15 protein-coding genes are annotated in these 15,062 nt (G+C 70.3%); 7 read left to right on the top strand and 8 right to left on the bottom strand.

Annotated elements, in window-relative coordinates; genetic code table 11:
- The first annotated feature begins 204 nt into the window (after nucleotides 1-204).
- Genes cobO through QM569_RS07215 form a run of 4 tightly spaced genes read left to right on the top strand, consistent with a single transcriptional unit; the run spans nucleotide 205 to nucleotide 3,236 of the window.
- On the top strand, nucleotides 205-774 hold the full coding sequence (gene cobO / locus QM569_RS07230; protein WP_414986554.1) for a cob(I)yrinic acid a,c-diamide adenosyltransferase: 570 nt from the start codon (nucleotides 205-207) through the stop codon (nucleotides 772-774).
- A gap of 2 nt (nucleotides 775-776) precedes the next feature.
- Nucleotides 777-1,298, top strand: a complete 522-nt coding sequence (locus QM569_RS07225; protein WP_414986553.1) for a methylated-DNA--[protein]-cysteine S-methyltransferase — start codon at nucleotides 777-779, stop codon at nucleotides 1,296-1,298.
- A gap of 16 nt (nucleotides 1,299-1,314) precedes the next feature.
- The gene (gene cbiB / locus QM569_RS07220) at nucleotides 1,315-2,298 is read left to right on the top strand and encodes an adenosylcobinamide-phosphate synthase CbiB (protein WP_414986552.1); all 984 of its coding nucleotides are present in this window, start codon (nucleotides 1,315-1,317) and stop codon (nucleotides 2,296-2,298) included.
- A complete protein-coding gene (locus QM569_RS07215) occupies nucleotides 2,295-3,236 on the top strand; it encodes an aminotransferase class I/II-fold pyridoxal phosphate-dependent enzyme (RefSeq protein WP_414986551.1) in 942 nt (313 codons plus the stop codon). Before cbiB ends, QM569_RS07215 begins: the two co-directional genes overlap by 4 nt.
- 133 nt (nucleotides 3,237-3,369) lie before the next feature.
- Here QM569_RS07215 and QM569_RS07210 read toward each other — a convergent pair whose 3' ends face one another.
- On the bottom strand, nucleotides 3,370-4,551 hold the full coding sequence (locus QM569_RS07210; RefSeq protein WP_414986550.1) for a serine hydrolase domain-containing protein: 1,182 nt from the start codon (nucleotides 4,549-4,551) through the stop codon (nucleotides 3,370-3,372).
- Nucleotides 4,552-4,667: 116 nt separating this feature from the next.
- Here QM569_RS07210 and QM569_RS07205 point away from each other — a divergent pair, with 116 nt between their 5' ends.
- Nucleotides 4,668-6,149, top strand: a complete 1,482-nt coding sequence (locus QM569_RS07205; RefSeq protein ID WP_414986549.1) for a cobyric acid synthase — start codon at nucleotides 4,668-4,670, stop codon at nucleotides 6,147-6,149.
- A gap of 65 nt (nucleotides 6,150-6,214) precedes the next feature.
- The gene (cobT, locus tag QM569_RS07200; protein WP_414986548.1) at nucleotides 6,215-7,246 is read left to right on the top strand and encodes a nicotinate-nucleotide--dimethylbenzimidazole phosphoribosyltransferase; all 1,032 of its coding nucleotides are present in this window, start codon (nucleotides 6,215-6,217) and stop codon (nucleotides 7,244-7,246) included.
- A 5-nt stretch (nucleotides 7,247-7,251) separates the two neighbouring features.
- Here cobT and QM569_RS07195 read toward each other — a convergent pair whose 3' ends face one another.
- The 4 genes from QM569_RS07195 to mutL all read right to left on the bottom strand — a co-directional run bounded on the left by QM569_RS07195 (nucleotide 7,252) and on the right by mutL (nucleotide 12,220).
- Complete coding sequence (locus QM569_RS07195) at nucleotides 7,252-8,031, bottom strand: MHYT domain-containing protein (protein ID WP_414986547.1); 780 nt, start codon at nucleotides 8,029-8,031, stop codon at nucleotides 7,252-7,254.
- A gap of 104 nt (nucleotides 8,032-8,135) precedes the next feature.
- Nucleotides 8,136-9,104: a tRNA (adenosine(37)-N6)-dimethylallyltransferase MiaA gene (miaA, locus tag QM569_RS07190; protein WP_414986546.1), complete on the bottom strand. Its 969-nt coding sequence runs from the start codon at nucleotides 9,102-9,104 to the stop codon at nucleotides 8,136-8,138.
- A complete protein-coding gene (locus tag QM569_RS07185) occupies nucleotides 9,091-10,317 on the bottom strand; it encodes a multidrug effflux MFS transporter (RefSeq protein ID WP_414986545.1) in 1,227 nt (408 codons plus the stop codon). The genes miaA and QM569_RS07185 overlap by 14 nt, the downstream gene beginning before the upstream one ends.
- A 58-nt stretch (nucleotides 10,318-10,375) precedes the next feature.
- On the bottom strand, nucleotides 10,376-12,220 hold the full coding sequence (gene mutL, locus QM569_RS07180; RefSeq protein ID WP_414986544.1) for a DNA mismatch repair endonuclease MutL: 1,845 nt from the start codon (nucleotides 12,218-12,220) through the stop codon (nucleotides 10,376-10,378).
- Nucleotides 12,221-12,253: 33 nt separating this feature from the next.
- Here mutL and QM569_RS07175 point away from each other — a divergent pair, with 33 nt between their 5' ends.
- Nucleotides 12,254-12,907: a DedA family protein gene (locus tag QM569_RS07175; protein WP_414986543.1), complete on the top strand. Its 654-nt coding sequence runs from the start codon at nucleotides 12,254-12,256 to the stop codon at nucleotides 12,905-12,907.
- A gap of 69 nt (nucleotides 12,908-12,976) precedes the next feature.
- On the opposite strand, the gene QM569_RS07170 is transcribed toward QM569_RS07175, so the two are convergent.
- From QM569_RS07170 to QM569_RS07160, 3 genes are all read right to left on the bottom strand, one after another.
- Entirely contained in the window at nucleotides 12,977-13,213 is a 237-nt protein-coding gene (locus tag QM569_RS07170) for a glycine zipper 2TM domain-containing protein (RefSeq protein WP_414986542.1), read from the bottom strand.
- A 137-nt stretch (nucleotides 13,214-13,350) separates the two neighbouring features.
- On the bottom strand, nucleotides 13,351-14,166 hold the full coding sequence (locus QM569_RS07165) for a mechanosensitive ion channel family protein (RefSeq protein WP_414986541.1): 816 nt from the start codon (nucleotides 14,164-14,166) through the stop codon (nucleotides 13,351-13,353).
- Between the two features lie 83 nt (nucleotides 14,167-14,249).
- Nucleotides 14,250-15,062, bottom strand: an 813-nt coding sequence (locus QM569_RS07160) for an N-acetylmuramoyl-L-alanine amidase (protein WP_414986540.1), incomplete at its 5' end; no start/stop codon positions are given.

Genomic DNA, 15,062 nt, shown 5'->3' with positions numbered 1-15,062 from the left:
GCCGCCAAGGCCGGGGCCTTGGCAAGGGCTGCAACGCCGCGAGCGCTGGCCTTTTGGCCCAACCCTTCGGGAAAGCCGGGGAAAGGCCCGGCCACGTCGTTGCAGGCCGCTTGCGGTATCCATACCGCGGCGCGTCCTGCGCCTAGTTGCCGGGCCTTTCCCCGGCTTTCGTGGGCACGTAAAAGTGCATAACACGCTCTAGCCATGCAAATCGAAACCCCACCCACCGAAAAGCCCTACGACAAACCCGAGGGCGAGCGCCGCGGCCTCGTCATCGTCCACACCGGCGACGGCAAGGGCAAAAGCACGGCAGCCTTCGGCCTCGCCCTGCGCGCGCACGGCCGCGGCAAGGCCGTCAAGATCTTCCAGTTCATGAAAGTGCCCAGCGCCCGCTTTGGCGAGCACCGCATGTTCGAGCACCTCGGCATCCCCATCGAAGGGCTGGGCGACGGCTTCAGCTGGAAAAGCAAGGACCTGGACCACTCCGCCCAGCTCGCCCGCGACGGCTGGGACAAGGCCCGCGCCGCCATCCTCTCGGGCGACAACTTCCTGGTCGTGCTCGACGAAATCACGTACCCGCTGATCTACGGCTGGCTGCCGCTCGACGGCCTGTTGCAAACCCTGCGCACGCGCCCCAGCCATGTTCACGTCTGCCTCACGGGCCGCCGCTGCCCGCCCGAGATCATCGAACTGGCCGACACCGTGACCGAGATGACGCTCGTCAAGCACGCCTTCAAGGCAGGCATCCCCGCGCAGCGCGGCATCGAGGACTAGCCGTGCTGTGGTCGCGCCGCCTGCCCACGCCGCTGGGCGACATGCTGGCCGTCGCCTCGCCCCAGGGCCTGTGCCTGCTCGGATTCATCGGCCAGAAGGGCGTGGAGCGCGAACTCACCCAGGTCGAAGCCGCACGCGGCGGCCTTGCGCAAGTGGGCACCAGCCCCATCACCGAACAGCTCGCCCACGAACTGCCCGAATACTTCGCAGGCCGCCTCACCGCGTTCACCGTGCCGCTTGACCTGGTAGGCACCCCCTTCCAGATCGACGCCTGGCACGCCCTCATCGCCATCCCCTACGGCCAAACCCGCAGCTACGCCGAACAGGCCCGCACCATAGGCCGCCCCACGGCCACGCGCGCCGTGGCGGCGGCGAATGGGCAGAACAAGATTTCCATCGTCGTGCCCTGCCACCGCGTGATCGGCAGCAACGGCAGCCTCACCGGCTTTGGCGGTGGGTTGCCGCGCAAGCGGGCGTTGCTGGAGCTGGAGGGCGGCGGGGTGCAAGGCCGTTTGCTGGGCTAAGGGTACGCTCGGGGTAATGAACTGGACTGTGGAATCCGTGGGGCATGCGCTGCTGGTGATTAGCGCGCTGGCCTGTGTGCCGCCCCTGGCCCTTGCCATCGACCACTGGCTGGGCGAGCCCCCCGCGCCCGCGCACCCTGTCGTGTGGATGGGCCGCGCGCTCGGCTGGTGCGGCGAGCGGCTGGCGCCGCTGTCGCCCAAGGCCAGGGATTACAAGGGTTTTTGGCTTGCAGCGCTTGTCTGGTGTGTGCTTGCCGCTCTTGTTTTGATAGTAAGCGGCGGCCTGCAGCACGCGGCGTTGATGCTGCCCGCGCCGTTGGCTGCCGTGGTGCTGGCGCTGCTGCTCAAGCCGCTGCTGGCCTGGCGCATGCTGCGCGAGGAGGTGCTGGCGGTGGAGGATGCGCTGGCCCGGTCGCTGCCCGAAGGGCGTGAGCGGCTGGCGCGGCTGGTGAGCCGTGACGTGGAGCAGCTCAATGCGCTGCAGGTGCGCGAGTCGGCCATCGAATCGCTGGCCGAGAACCTGAACGACTCGGTGGTCGCGCCGCTGTTCTGGTTTGCGCTGCTGGGCCTGCCGGGCGCGGCGCTGTACCGCTTTGCCAATACCGCCGATGCCATGTGGGGCTACCCCGGCATGCGCGGCGGGCGCTACTGGCAGTGGGTGGGCAAGTGGGCGGCGCGGGCGGACGACGTGCTGTCGTGGCTGCCCGCGCGCATCACCGCGCTGCTGCTGGCGGCGGCGGGGCGCGGCCTGCGGTGGCACAAGCTGCGGCGCGAGGCGGGCAAGACGCCTTCGCCCAACAGCGGCTGGCCCATGGCGGCCATGGCGCTGGCGCTGGGTGTGCGGCTGGGCAAGCCGGGGGTTTACACGCTCAACCCCAAGGGGCGGCGCGCCGGGCCGCTGCAGACGCGGCGCGCGGCCAGGCTGGGCGGGCATGCGGTGATGTTGATTACACCCGTGGTTGCAGTTCTGGCAGGGCTGCGGGGCTGGGCAGGGGCATGAACATGGTGCATGGCGGGCCGGATGCGCTGGGCATTCCGGTACATGACTTCTCCACCAATGCCAACGCCTGCGGGCCGTGCCCGGATGTGCTGGCTGCCGTTCTGCACGCCGACCGCAGCCGCTACCCCGACCCGGCCTATACGGCGCTGCGTGCGCGGCTGGCGGCGTTCCACGGTGTGGCCGTGGGGCGCATCGTGGTCGCGGCCAGCGCCAGCGAGTTCATCCACCGCATCACCGCCTTCGCCGTGCGCAGCGGCCTGCGCCATGCCACGCTGCCCGCGCACGGCTATGGCGACTATGCGCGGGCGGCAGCCGTCTGGGGCCTGACGGAGGCTGCGGGCCAGCCCGCGCTGCATTGGGCCTGCGATCCTGCAAGCCCGTTGGGCACGGCGGACGCCAGCCTTGCAGAGCCCTTGCTGCCGGGCAGCCTGCGCGTGATCGACTGCGCCTATGCGCCGCTGCGGCTGGAGGGTGAAGCCGCGCCGCTGCCCCCGGACGCCTGGCAGCTCTGGACGCCCAACAAGGCCCTGGGTCTGACGGGCGTGCGCGCCGCCTATGCCATCGCGCCCGATGCGGCGCAGGCCGAGGCGGTGCAGGCGCTGGCCCCGTCCTGGCCGCTCGGGGCCGATGGCGTGGCGATGCTCGGCGCGTGGGTGGATGCGCAGGCGTGGCTGGCGGGTTCGCTCGCCACGCTGCGGGATTGGAAGGCGCAACAGATCGCGCTGTGTACGTCGCTCGGGTGGAGCGTGGTGCCGGGCAGCCTGGCCAACTACTTCACCGCAAGGCTGCCAGTGGCGAACGTGTTCGACTCGCTGCGCGCCCACGGCATCAAGCTGCGCGACTGCGCCTCGTTCGGCCTGCCGGGCCACGTGCGCGTGGGCGTGCTGCCGCCCGCGTCGCAGCAGGCGCTGCGCGCGGCGTGGGGGCGTGTTGTATGAAGCGGGCGCAGTCTCAGGCCAGCGGACGCCGTGGAACGGGCTTGGCCCGGCCACCGGCGTCGTCCCCCTGCCCGCATTGCGCAGCAATGCGAGAGCGGGGGGAAGCCGCGCAGCGGCTCAGGGGGGTGTTTCCTCAAGCCAGGGCGCGGTACGCCGCGTGCCTGAACTCGAAGGTGTACGGGTTGCCAAAGCCGAAGTAGCGCTGCGTCATCAGCACGCCCGCGATGTTCAGGCGCGGGTTGATCCACCACACGGTGCCCGCCAGGCCGCCCCAGCTCACCTCGTTGGTGGAATTGGGCGGGTCGAACTTGCCCGGCACGTCCAGCACGGACGAGCCCAGCCCGAACACGCGACCCGGGTTGGCGGGCATGTTGGGGAACTGCACGAACTGCCCCTGCGCGATGTGGCTGCGGCCCATGTCGGCAATGGTCTCGGGCTTGAGCAGCGTAGGGCCGCCGGGCATGAGCGACTGCACCAGCCGCACCTGGTCGCCCAGCGTGGACACCAGCCCGCCGCCGCCCGACTGGCGCAGGGCCGGGCTCAGGAAGGCGCCGGGAAAGGGCACGTTCTCCATGCGGTTCAGGCCGGGCTTGAGCGGGTCCATCAGGTCCACGCCGCTGTACAGCGCGGCCAGGCGGCCCAGCTTGTCCTGCGGCACGTGGAAGGCCGTGTCCACCATGCCCAGCGGGCCGAAGATGCGCGCCGCGAAGAAGTCGCCGAGGCGCTGGCCCGACACCACTTCGACCAGCACGCCCAGCACGTCGGTGGCCAGCGAGTATTCCCAGCGGTCGCCCGGCTGGAAGCCCAGCGGCAGCGCGGCCAGCTTGTCGATGAACTGCGTCTGCGACAGCAGCGGGTTGTGTACGGCCGCTTGCGTGTAGGCGTTGAAGAGCACCGTGCCGGGGTCGAACGCGCCGTAGCCCAGGCCGCTGGTGTGCGTCATCAGGTGCCGCACGGTGATGGGGCGCTGCGCGGGCTCCACGTCGCCGATGTGCGTGGCGCCGGGGCGCAGCACCTGGGGGCTGGCGAACTGGGGCAGGTAGCGCGCAATGGGGTCGTCCAGCGAGACCTTGCCGTCTTCCACCAGCAGCAGCACGGCGCAGGACGTGACGAGCTTGGTGTTGGAGAACGCGCGGAAGATGTGGTCCTCGCGCAGCGGCACCTTGGCCTCGATGTCGGCCTGGCCGCAGACGAAGGTGTCCACCACCTCGCGCCCGCGCAGCAGCGCCGTGGACACGCCGGACAGGAAGCCGCGGTCCACCTGCGACTGCAGGGCGGCGTGGAGGGCGTGGAAGGGAGAAGAGGGCGATGGCATGGGTTTGCTCCTGTGTTGTGCTGGCTGGCCGCAAGCATCGCGCAGCGCCGGGCCCGCGCGCCGTCCCGCAGGGGACAATACGGGGTTTTCCTGGCCCTGATGCACTCACCCACGCCATGCCCCAAGCCCTTCGACCCCCCGCCCGCTGCATCATGGTGCTGGGCACCACCAGCGGCGCGGGCAAGAGCTGGCTGGCCACCGCGCTGTGCCGCCACTACGCCAACCAGGGCCTGAAGGTCGCGCCCTTCAAGGCGCAGAACATGAGCAACAACGCTCGCGTGGTGCCCGGCCCGGGCGGGGTGATGGGCGAGATCGGCAGCGCCCAGTACTTCCAGGCCCTGGCCGCCCGCGCCGTGCCCGACGTGCGCATGAACCCGCTGCTGCTCAAGCCAGAGGGCGACACGCGCAGTCAAGTGGTGCTGATGGGTCAGGTCAGCGACGAACTCACGCGCCTGCCCTGGCGCGGCCGCAGCGAGAAGGTGTGGCCGCACATAGCCGCCGCACTCGACGCACTGCGCGCCGAGAACGACGTGGTCGTCATCGAAGGCGCGGGCTCGCCCGCCGAGATCAACCTGCACGCCAGCGACATCGTGAACATGCGCGTCGCCCGCCACGCCGGGGCGCGCTGCCTGCTCGTCACCGACATCGACCGGGGCGGCGCCTTCGCCCACCTGTACGGCACCTGGGCGCTGCTGCCCGAAGACGAGCGCGCGCTGATCGCGGGCTTCGTGCTCAACAAGTTCCGGGGCGACGCGGCGCTGCTCGCCCCCGCGCCCGAGATGCTGCGCGAGAAGACCGGCGTACACATCGTGGCGACCATCCCCATGCAATGGAAGCACGGCTTGCCCGAAGAGGATGGCGTATTCGACAGTCGCAGCACCACGGCGGGCGAGGTACACACGACCGTGGCCGTCATCGCCTACCCGCGCATCAGCAACCTCGACGAGTTTCAGCCGCTCAAGAACGTACACGGCGTGCGCCTGCTGTGGGCGCGCAGCCCGGCGGACGTGGCGGGCGCCGACTGGATCATCCTGCCCGGCAGCAAGGCCACGGCAGCCGACCTGGCCTGGCTGCGCGCGCAAGGGCTGGACCGCGCCATTGCCGTACACGCGGGCCGGGGCGGCGCCGTGCTGGGCGTGTGCGGCGGGCTGCAGATGCTGGGCGAGGCGCTGATCGACACCGCAGGCATCGACGGCAACGCCCCCGGCCTGGGACTGCTGCCGCTGGTCACCACCTTCGCGCCCGCCAAGACCGTGCGGCGCACCCAGGCGCGCCTGGGCGACGTGCGGGGCCGCTGGGCCGCGCTGGCGGGTGTGGAAGTGGCGGGCTACGAGATCCACCACGGCCAGACCGCCCAGCACCCCGCCATGGCCGCCCGGGGCGACGTGGCGCGCGAGGTGGCGCCCGGCCTGGCCTGGCAGAACGGCGCAGGCAACGTGCTGGGGCTGTACCTGCACGGCCTGTTCGAGGACGAGGCCGCGCTGCACGCGCTGTTCGGCGCTCAGGCCGATGCGCAGGTGCCCACGCTGGACAGCGTGTTCGACCGCCTGGCCGCAGGGGTGGCCGAATGGTTTGTGCCCAGTGCCCTTAGAATCTGAGTCAAATTGGCCTCCAGCGCTTATCCAGCAAGCACAGTAAGCTATTGTTTTGAGAGTATTTACGCATGATTCCCCGCATCGAATCCATTGAAGACCCCGCCCTGGCCGCACGCCTGCAAGCGTGCATCGACGGCAAGACCAAGCCCCTGGGCGCGCTCGGCAGGCTCGAATCGCTGGCCCTGCGCATCGGCCAGATCCTCGGCACCGAAACCCCCGCCCTGCACGCGCCGCAAATGCTGGTGTGCGCGGCAGACCATGGGCTGGCGGCACGCGGCGTCTCGGCCTTCCCGAGCGACGTGACCTGGCAGATGGTGGAGAACTTCCTGGCGGGCGGCGCGGCCGTGAGCGTGCTGGCGCGCCAGCACGGGCTGGCGCTCACGGTGGTGGACTGTGGCGTGCGGCATGACTTTGCCCCACGCCCCGGCCTGCTGGTGCGCAAGGTGGCAGCGGGTACGCAAGACGCATCGCAAGGCCCCGCCATGACCGCCGCGCAGTGCGCACAGGCCGTGGCCCACGGCGTGGACGTGGTGCGCGGCCTGCCGGGCAATGTGCTGCTGCTGGGCGAGATGGGCATCGGCAACACCTCGGTGGCATCGCTGCTGCTGGCGCGGCTGGCCGGTCTGCCGCTGGACGAAGTGACGGGCGCGGGCACCGGCCTGGACGCCGCAGGCATCGCCCGCAAGCGCGCCGTGCTGCAGCAGGCGCTGGATGCCAATGCGGGCGTCGTGGAGCCGCTCGCCGCGCTGGCCGCCCTGGGCGGCTACGAGGTCGCCACGCTGGTCGGCGCGGTGCTGCAGGCCGCCAGCGAGCGCCGCGTGATCGTGGTCGATGGTTTCATCACCGGCGCCGCCGTGCTGGTCGCCAGCCGCATCGCGCCCCACGTGCTGCAGCGCTGCGTGTTCGCCCACCGCTCCGGCGAGCGCGGCCACGGCCTCATGCTGGCGCAGATGCAGGCCGAGCCGCTGCTGGACCTGGGCCTGCGCCTGGGCGAGGGCTCGGGCGCGGCGCTGGCCTGGCCGCTGCTGCAGTCCGCCTGCGCCATCCTGCGCGAGATGGCGAGCTTCGAGTCGGCGGGCGTCGCCAACCGGGCGGGTTGATCAGGTCAGGCGCCTCGCGGGCGGCGGGCCACCAGGTTGCGCTGCAGCATCTGGTCGAAGCCGATCAGCACGGCCATGCCGACGGCCGCGAGCGGGGTGAGCACGGCCAGGTCCATGGCGCTGATGACGCCGAAGCCCGTGGGCGTGCTAAAGCGCAGCGTGTCCGACGTGGTGCAGATGAAGTCCGCCGCCGCCATGCCGGTGTAGTGCATGGCGCACACGGCCACGCCCATCACGGCGGCGGCCAGGGCGCGCAGCGCCAGCGTGCGGGTGCGGAAGGCCAGCCACAGCGCGGCGCTGGCGGCGGCCATGGCGATCAGCACCGATACGGCCACCACGGTCCAGTCCCACGCGATGTAGCCCGGAAACCGCATGCCCACCATGCCCAGGTAGTGCATGAAGGCCACGCCCAGGCCCAGCAGGCAGCCCGCGACCAGCACGCGCGCGGTGCTCTTGGGGTTGCGCGCCACGAAGGCCAGCGCGCCCGAGGTGGCGGCCACGGCGGCCACCAGCGAGATCAGGGTTTCAGCCATGGAATAGCCCGAGCCCATGCCTAGCCTGAGCGCCAGCATGCCCGTGAAGTGCATGGACCACACGCCGATGCCGCCCAGCGCCGTGCCCGCCGCCAGCAGGTTCAGCCAGTCGATGCCTTCGCCGTCGCGCACCCGGCGGGCCGCCGACAGCGCCACGAAGGAGCCCAGCACGGCGATGGCATAGGACAGGGCCACCAGGCCCATTTCGTAGGATGTCTGGGCCGCCTGGCCCGCAGAAGCGATTTCGTTCATGTTCAAGAGGCGTTCACAAAAGGCACCCGAAGCAACGGGCTGCGGGCGGATGAGAGGGTGTAAGCAATTGTAGAGATTGGTGGCGGCTGAAATGTCATGAATCGTCAACTAATCAGGCGCGCCAGCACGGCCTGCACGAGCGCGGCCACGGCATCGGGCTGGTCGCAGGCGATCACGTGGCGCTGGGGCATGCTGCGCAGCCAGGTGATCTGGCGCTTGGCAAGCTGGCGCGTGGCGGCGATGCCGCGGTCGTGCAGGGTGCTCATGGGGTGCAGGCCGTCCAGGCTTTCCCACGCCTGGCGGTAGCCCACGCAGCGCATGCTGGGCAGGTCTGGGTGCAGGTCGCCGCGCGCGCGCAGGTGCTGCACTTCGTCGATGAAGCCCGCAGCCAGCATGGCGTCGAAGCGCTGGGCGATGCGCTGGTGCAGCCAGGCGCGATCCTGAGGTTCCAAGGAAAAAAGAGCTGTGGCGCTTGCTGCGTCTGCGCTAGAAGCTCCTGTTTTTGTAGTATGAAAGCTCGACAAGGGGCGGCCTGACACGTGCCACACCTCCAGCGCGCGCTGTATGCGCTGGCTGTCGCCGGGCGCCAGGCGGGCTGCGGTGGCGGGGTCCACGCGGGCCAGTTCGGCGTGCAGGGCGGGCCAGCCTTGTTCCGATGCCTGCGCTTCCAGCCGGGCGCGCACGGCGGGGTTGGCGGCGGGCATGTCGTCGATGCCGTCGAACAGGGCCTTGAAGTACAGCATGGTGCCGCCCACCAGCAGCGGCAGGGCGCCGCGCGCGCGGATGTCGGCGATGAGGCGCCGCGCGTCCTGCACGAACTCGGCGGCGCTGTACGCCTGCTGCGGGTCGCGGATGTCGATGAGGTGGTGCGGCGCGGCGGCGCGCTCGCCGGGCGTGGGCTTGGCGGTGCCGATGTCCATGCCGCGATAGACGAGGGCGGAGTCCACGCTGATGATCTCCACCGGCACGCCCTGCCTGCCCAGCACGGCGGCCAGCGCCAGCGCGCCAGCGGTCTTGCCCGAGGCGGTGGGGCCAGCGAGGGCAATGGCGGTGGCGGTGCTAGGCGTGGTCACGCGCGGCACCGAACTTCTGCACCAGCGTCCACGCGATGAGCGCCAGCGCCGCCGACCAGAACCACACGCCGTTGACCAGCGGCCACACCGTGCCGTCCAGCCGCGCGCCCAGCCAGCCGCCGATGGCAAACGCGGCCAGCATCGTCATGAAGCCGTTGAGCGCCGATGCCACGCCCGCCGCCTGCGGGAACGGCCCCACGGCGCCGCTCTGCCCGCAGGGCTGGTGGATGCCGTGCGCCAGCATGAACAGGTAGAAAGGCAGCATCAGCACCCAGGGCTGGTGCCAGCCCAGCAGCGCCACGGTCGCCATCAGCGTGCCGCCGATCACGCTCAACGCCCCGGCGACCGCCACCGTGCGCAGCAGCCCGAAGCGCGCCAGCAGGCTGCGGCACAAAAAGGTGCCCGCAAAATAGGCCACGCAGGACGACGCCATGACCCCGCCATACTGCGTGCGCGTGAGGCCCAGCACGTCGATGAAGACGAACGACGACGACGCGAGAAAGGTGAACAGCCCCCCGTAGGTGGCCGTGGTCAGCAGCGAGAACGCCCAGAACGTGGGGTTGCGCAGCACCAGCGCCCAGGTACCCAGCAGCACGCGCGGCTGCAGCGCCTGCGGGTTGCGGTGCGCCAGCGTCTCGGGCAGGGCCACCGCGACCAGGGCCAGGGTGGCGGCGGCATACACCGTGAGCGCCAGCAGCGCCACGCGCCAGCCCAGCCAGTCGCTCAACAGCCCGCCCAGCGGCGCGCAGATGCAGGCCACGATGCCCAGCCCCGTGAGCGCCTTGGACATGGCGCGCGCGCCCGCCAACGGCTCGTACAGGTCGCGCACGATGGCGCGCGCGCACATCACCACCGCGCCCATGGCCGCGCCCTGGGCGATGCGCCACACGATCAATAGCGACATGCCGGGCGCGAACGCGCTGCCCAGCGATGCCACGGTGTAGATGCCAAGGCCCGCCAGCAGGATGGGGCGGCGGCCAAACCGGTCCGACAGCGGCCCCCACACCAGTTGCGAGCAGCCAAACGCCAGCAGCAGCGCGCTGAGCGTGAGCTGCGCCGCCGCCAGCGGCGCGCCCAGGTCGCGCGTGAGCGCGGGCAGCGCGGGCAGGTACAGGTCGGTGGTGACGGGCTGTATGGACAGCAGCAGCGCCAGCACCAGGATGGCCAGGCTGGAGGCCATGGCGGGCGGCGGGGCGGTGGCGGGTGCGGGCATATCTTGGGTCGAGCGCAGGCGTTGTGGGCAGGTCGGCGGGTTGCAGGGTGCGCTGCGGCTACCTGCCGCGCAAGAACAGCGCATCCAGCTCCTTCATCGACAACTGCCGCCACGTGGGCCGCCCGTGGTTGCACTGGTCGCTGCGCTCGGTGGTTTCCATCTGGCGCAGCAGGGCGTTCATCTCGTCCAGGGTGAGCTTGCGGTTGGCGCGCACGGCGCCGTGGCAGGCCATGGTGCCCAGGATTTCGTTGCGGGCGCGCTGCACCACGGTGGTGGCGTCGTGCGCGGCCAGTTCGGCCAGCACGCTGCGGGCCAGTTCGACCGCGTTGCCCTGCGCCAGCGTGGTGGGCACGGCGCGCACGGCCAGGGTCTTGGGGGAGAAGGGCGCGATCTCCAGGCCCAGCGTGGACAGCACCTCGGCGGATTCCTCCGCCGTGGCCACTTCTTGCGGCGTGGCGGCGAAGGTGGCGGGGATCAAGAGCGGCTGGCTGGCGATGCGCGCGCCGCTGTCCGCCTGGGCCTTCAGGCGTTCATAGACGATGCGCTCGTGCGCGGCGTGCATGTCCACGATGACCAGGCCCTGGGCGTTTTCGGCCAGGATATAGACGCCGTGGATTTGCGCCACCGCGCGGCCCAGCGGCCAAGCGGGTTCTTCGGCAGCGGGCGCGGGCGGCGCGGGCGCCCAGTCGATGGGGGCGGGTTCTGCGACGGTTGGCGGGTTTGCAGGCTGCCACAGCGCTCCCAGGTCGCTCACCTTGTGGCCGATGGGATTTTCAAATTTGATAGCTGCTTGCGCTTGCCACGCCTGGGCTAGAGGCCGATTTGGCTTGAAATCTTCCACCTCGGCCTGCACCGGGGCGGCAGCGGCCAGCGCGGCGGCGCGCGGGGCGGCCAGGGCGTTCTCCACCGCGTGGCGCACGGCCTGGTGCACCTCGCGGCTGTCGCGAAAGCGCACCTCGATCTTGGTGGGGTGGACGTTCACGTCCACCCGCGCCGGGTCGATCTCCACGTACAGCGCGTACACGGGCTGCCGGTGGCCGTGCAGCACGTCCTCGTACGCGCTGCGCGCCGCGTGGGTCAGCACCTTGTCGCGCACGAAGCGGCCATTCACGTAGCAGTACTGGTGGTCGGCGCGCGAGCGGGCGGCGTCGGGCAGCCCGGCGCGGCCCGTGACGGTGACGGGGCCTGCGCGGTGGTGCACGGCGACGGACTGCGCCACGAAGTCCTCGCCCAGCACGTCCGACAGGCGGCGGGCCAGCGCGTCCTGCGCGTCGTCGCCTTCGCCGGGCACGAAGGTGGCGCGCCACTGCTCCACCAGCTTGCCCTCGTGCCAGATGGCAAAGCCCACGTCGGGCCGCGCCAGCGCGTGGCGGCGCACGGACTCGATGCAGTGCGCGAGTTCGGTCGCGTCGCTTTTCAGGAACTTGCGGCGCGCGGGTGTGCTGAAGAACAGCTCCTTGACCTCCACCGTGGTGCCGGTGGCGCGCGCCGCCGGGCGCAGCTCGCCGCTGCGGGCGTCCAGCAAGAAGGCGCTGGCCTGTGCGGCGGGGCGCGAGAGCAGGGACATCTCCGACACGGACGCAATGGCCGCCAGCGCCTCGCCGCGAAATCCCATGGTGGCCACCGTCTCCAGGTCGTTCAGGCTGGTGATCTTGCTGGTGGCGTGGCGGCGCAGGGCAATGGGCAACTCCTCCTGCGGGATGCCGCCGCCGTCGTCCTCCACGGTGATGAGCCGCACGCCGCCCGCCGACAGGCGCACGGTGACCTGCGTGGCGCCCGCGTCCAGCGCGTTGTCCACCAGCTCGCGCACGACGGAGGCGGGGCGCTCCACCACCTCGCCGGCGGCGATCTGGCTGATGAGTTCGTCGGGAAGATCGCGGATGGGGCGGCGGATATCGGTCACGCCGTGATTGTAGGTAGGGATAATCCGCCCCCTATGGAACTGGCAACTTACCTGATCGACTTCATCCTGCACGTGGACAAATACCTGGAGGCGTTCGTGCAGAACTACGGCCCCTGGGTCTATGCGCTGCTGTTCCTCATCGTGTTCGTGGAGACGGGACTGGTCGTCATGCCCTTTTTGCCGGGCGATTCGCTGCTGTTCATCGTGGGCGCGCTCTGCGGCGCGGGGCTGATGAACTTTGCGCTGGCCTGTGCCGTGCTGGTCGCGGCGGCCATTTTGGGCGACCAGTGCAACTACGCGATAGGCCGGTACTTTGGCCCCAAGGTGTTCCAGTGGGAGAACTCGCGCTGGTTCAACCGGCGGGCCTTTGACCAGGCGCATGGCTTTTACGAGCGCTACGGCGGCATCACCATCGTGCTGGCGCGCTTCATGCCGTTCATCCGCACCTTCGCGCCCTTCGTGGCGGGCGTGGCCGCCATGGGCCGCGCCAAGTTCACGGCCTTCAATGTGGGCGGGGCGCTGCTGTGGGTGCTGGGCCTGTGTACGGCGGGCTACTTCTTCGGCAACTTCGCGTGGGTGAAGGAGAACCTGGACAAGATCATCTGGGCGATGATCTTCGTCCCCGGCCTGATCGCCATCTTCGGCGCATGGCGGGCGGGGCGGCAGGCTCGCAGCGCGGTGCTATAAAAAAAGAAGCTTCCAGCGCTTGCTGCATAAGCGCTGGCAGCCATTTTGGCTTAAATTTTTGACAACCTATCAGCGGCGGCGCTGGTCGCGGTCTTCGCCGATTTCATGGCCCACCAGGGCCCCGGCCGCAGCGCCGCCGATGGTGCCCACGGGCCCGCCGAAGATCGCATTGCCCGCCAGGCCGCCGACCACGGCGCCTACGCCGGTGCCGACCTGGGCATTGGTGGGGTTGGATGCACAGCCGCCCAGCGCCAGGGCCGCGGCGATGGAGGCTGCGAGAAACAGGTGACGATGAGGTGCAGTCATGGCGATGTCCTTATTTCAAGTGAAAGGGCAGGCCCCCGTGGACCTGTGCCTCTACTATGGACAACGCCGGGCGGCGTGGCTGTAGGCAGCCGGGGACGGTACACGTAGGACGGTGCCGGACAGCCCCACGGCCTGGCTTACGCCGCCGTGCTGCGGTAGGCCACGGGCGTTTCGGGCACCGGGTAGCCTGCGGTGCCGAAGGTCTCGACGATGGCCTTGTGCGTGTCGAAATAGACCTGCCAGTAGTGGTCGGTGTGGGTGTAGGGGCGCACGCAGAGCTTGGGGCCTTCGGGTGTGAACTCCAGGATTTCGATGTCGGGCGCGGGGCTGGCCGCCACGTTGGGGATGGCGGCGATCACGGGCTTGAGGCGCGCGATGGCGTCCAGCGGGCTCACGCTGTTGGCCACCTTGGCCACGCAGTCCACGCGGCGCACGGGCAGGGCGCTGAAGTTCTGGATGTTGTCGCCAAAGATCTTGCCGTTGCCCACCACGGTCATCACGTTGTCGGGCGTGGTCAGGGTGGTGGCGAACAGGCCCAGCTCGGTGACGGTGCCGACCACGCCGCCCGCGCTGATGAAGTCGCCCACCTTGTAGGGCCGCAGCACCTGCATGAACACGCCTGCGGCAAAGTTGCCCAGCATGCCGCTCCAGGCGGCGCCGATGGCCAGGCCCGCGCCCGCCAGCAGCGCGGCGAACGAGGTGGTCTTGACGCCGAAGATGTCCAGGATCGCCAGGATCAGGATGATGTTGAGCACCACCGAGGTGATGGACTTGAGGTAGTGCGCCAGCGTGGCGTCGATCTTGCCGCCGCGCGCCATCACCTTGCCCATGAGGCCCACGGCCAGCGCGATCAGCCAGCGGCCCACGATCCATGCGGCGATGGCCGTCAGCAGCTTGATGCCGAACTCCGTGCCCTGGGTGGTCAGAAAGTGCCAGATGTCCTGGGTGTTCATTGTGTGCTCCCGTTGAAAAACGCCGAGTTTATGCAGGCGGCGTGGCCGCAAATGTGAACCAGTGTCAGATCGTAAACACGTTCTCAGACCGACCGGCTGCGCGCCAGCAGCGGGTTTCTGGCGAAGTAGCGCGTGATGCCGCGCATCAGCGCGTCGGCCAGCTGCTCCTGGTAGGCGCTGCTGCGCAGGCGGCGCTCTTCCTCGGGGTTGCTGATGAAGGCCGTCTCGACCAGCACGCTGGGAATGTCGGGCGCCTTGAGCACCGCGAAGCCCGCCTGCTCCACGCGCGGCTTGTGCAGCTTGCCGACGTTGCCGATCTCGCCCAGCAGCACGGAGCCGAGCTTGAGGCTGTCGTTGATCTGCGCGGTGGTGCTCATGTCCAGCAGCGCGCGCTGCACGTGCTGGTCCTTGGACTGCACGTTGATGCCGCCCACCAGGTCGGCCTGGTTCTCCTTGTTGGCCAGCCAGCGCGCGGCCGCGCTGGACGCGCCGCCCTGGCTCAGGGCGAACACGCTGGCGCCGCGCGCCGCCGGGGTGGTGAAAGCGTCGGCGTGGATGCTGACGAACAGGTCGGCCTGCACGCGCCGCGCCTTCTGCACGCGCGTGCCCAGCGGCACGAAGTAGTCGCCGTCGCGCGTGAGGAAGGCGCGCATGGGGTTGCCGCCCACGGTGGCGGCGTTGATGCGGTCGCGCAGCAGGTGGGCCACGCGCAGCACCACGTCCTTCTCGCGTGTGCCGCCGGGGCCGATGGCGCCGGGGTCTTCGCCGCCATGGCCGGGGTCGAGCGCGACGATGATGATGCGGTCGGTTTGCCGGGGGGTGGCGCGGTTGGCGGGCTGGGGCGCTTGCGCGGGGGCTGGCGCGGGCGTGACGGCCTCGGCGGGCGGCGGCGGGGC

It is taken from the genome of Acidovorax sp., from assembly GCF_047607405.1.
GTDB lineage: Bacteria > Pseudomonadota > Gammaproteobacteria > Burkholderiales > Burkholderiaceae_C > Acidovorax.
This window is presented reverse-complemented; position numbering and strand designations above follow the sequence as displayed.

Excerpts from the sequence above, each read along its gene's own strand:
- QM569_RS07210 (WP_414986550.1), bottom strand. The coding sequence starts at position 4,551 with ATGCCATCGCCCTCTTCTCCCTTCCACGCCCTCCACGCCGCCCTGCAG.
- QM569_RS07165 (WP_414986541.1), bottom strand. The coding sequence starts at position 14,166 with ATGAACACCCAGGACATCTGGCACTTTCTGACCACCCAGGGCACGGAG.
- QM569_RS07215 (WP_414986551.1), top strand. The coding sequence starts at position 2,295 with ATGAACATGGTGCATGGCGGGCCGGATGCGCTGGGCATTCCGGTACAT.
- cbiB (WP_414986552.1), top strand. The coding sequence starts at position 1,315 with ATGAACTGGACTGTGGAATCCGTGGGGCATGCGCTGCTGGTGATTAGC.
- QM569_RS07175 (WP_414986543.1), top strand. The coding sequence starts at position 12,254 with ATGGAACTGGCAACTTACCTGATCGACTTCATCCTGCACGTGGACAAA.
- cobT (WP_414986548.1), top strand. The coding sequence starts at position 6,215 with ATGATTCCCCGCATCGAATCCATTGAAGACCCCGCCCTGGCCGCACGC.
- QM569_RS07185 (WP_414986545.1), bottom strand. The coding sequence starts at position 10,317 with ATGCCCGCACCCGCCACCGCCCCGCCGCCCGCCATGGCCTCCAGCCTG.
- QM569_RS07170 (WP_414986542.1), bottom strand. The coding sequence starts at position 13,213 with ATGACTGCACCTCATCGTCACCTGTTTCTCGCAGCCTCCATCGCCGCG.
- cobO (WP_414986554.1), top strand. The coding sequence starts at position 205 with ATGCAAATCGAAACCCCACCCACCGAAAAGCCCTACGACAAACCCGAG.
- QM569_RS07195 (WP_414986547.1), bottom strand. The coding sequence starts at position 8,031 with ATGAACGAAATCGCTTCTGCGGGCCAGGCGGCCCAGACATCCTACGAA.
- QM569_RS07205 (WP_414986549.1), top strand. The coding sequence starts at position 4,668 with ATGCCCCAAGCCCTTCGACCCCCCGCCCGCTGCATCATGGTGCTGGGC.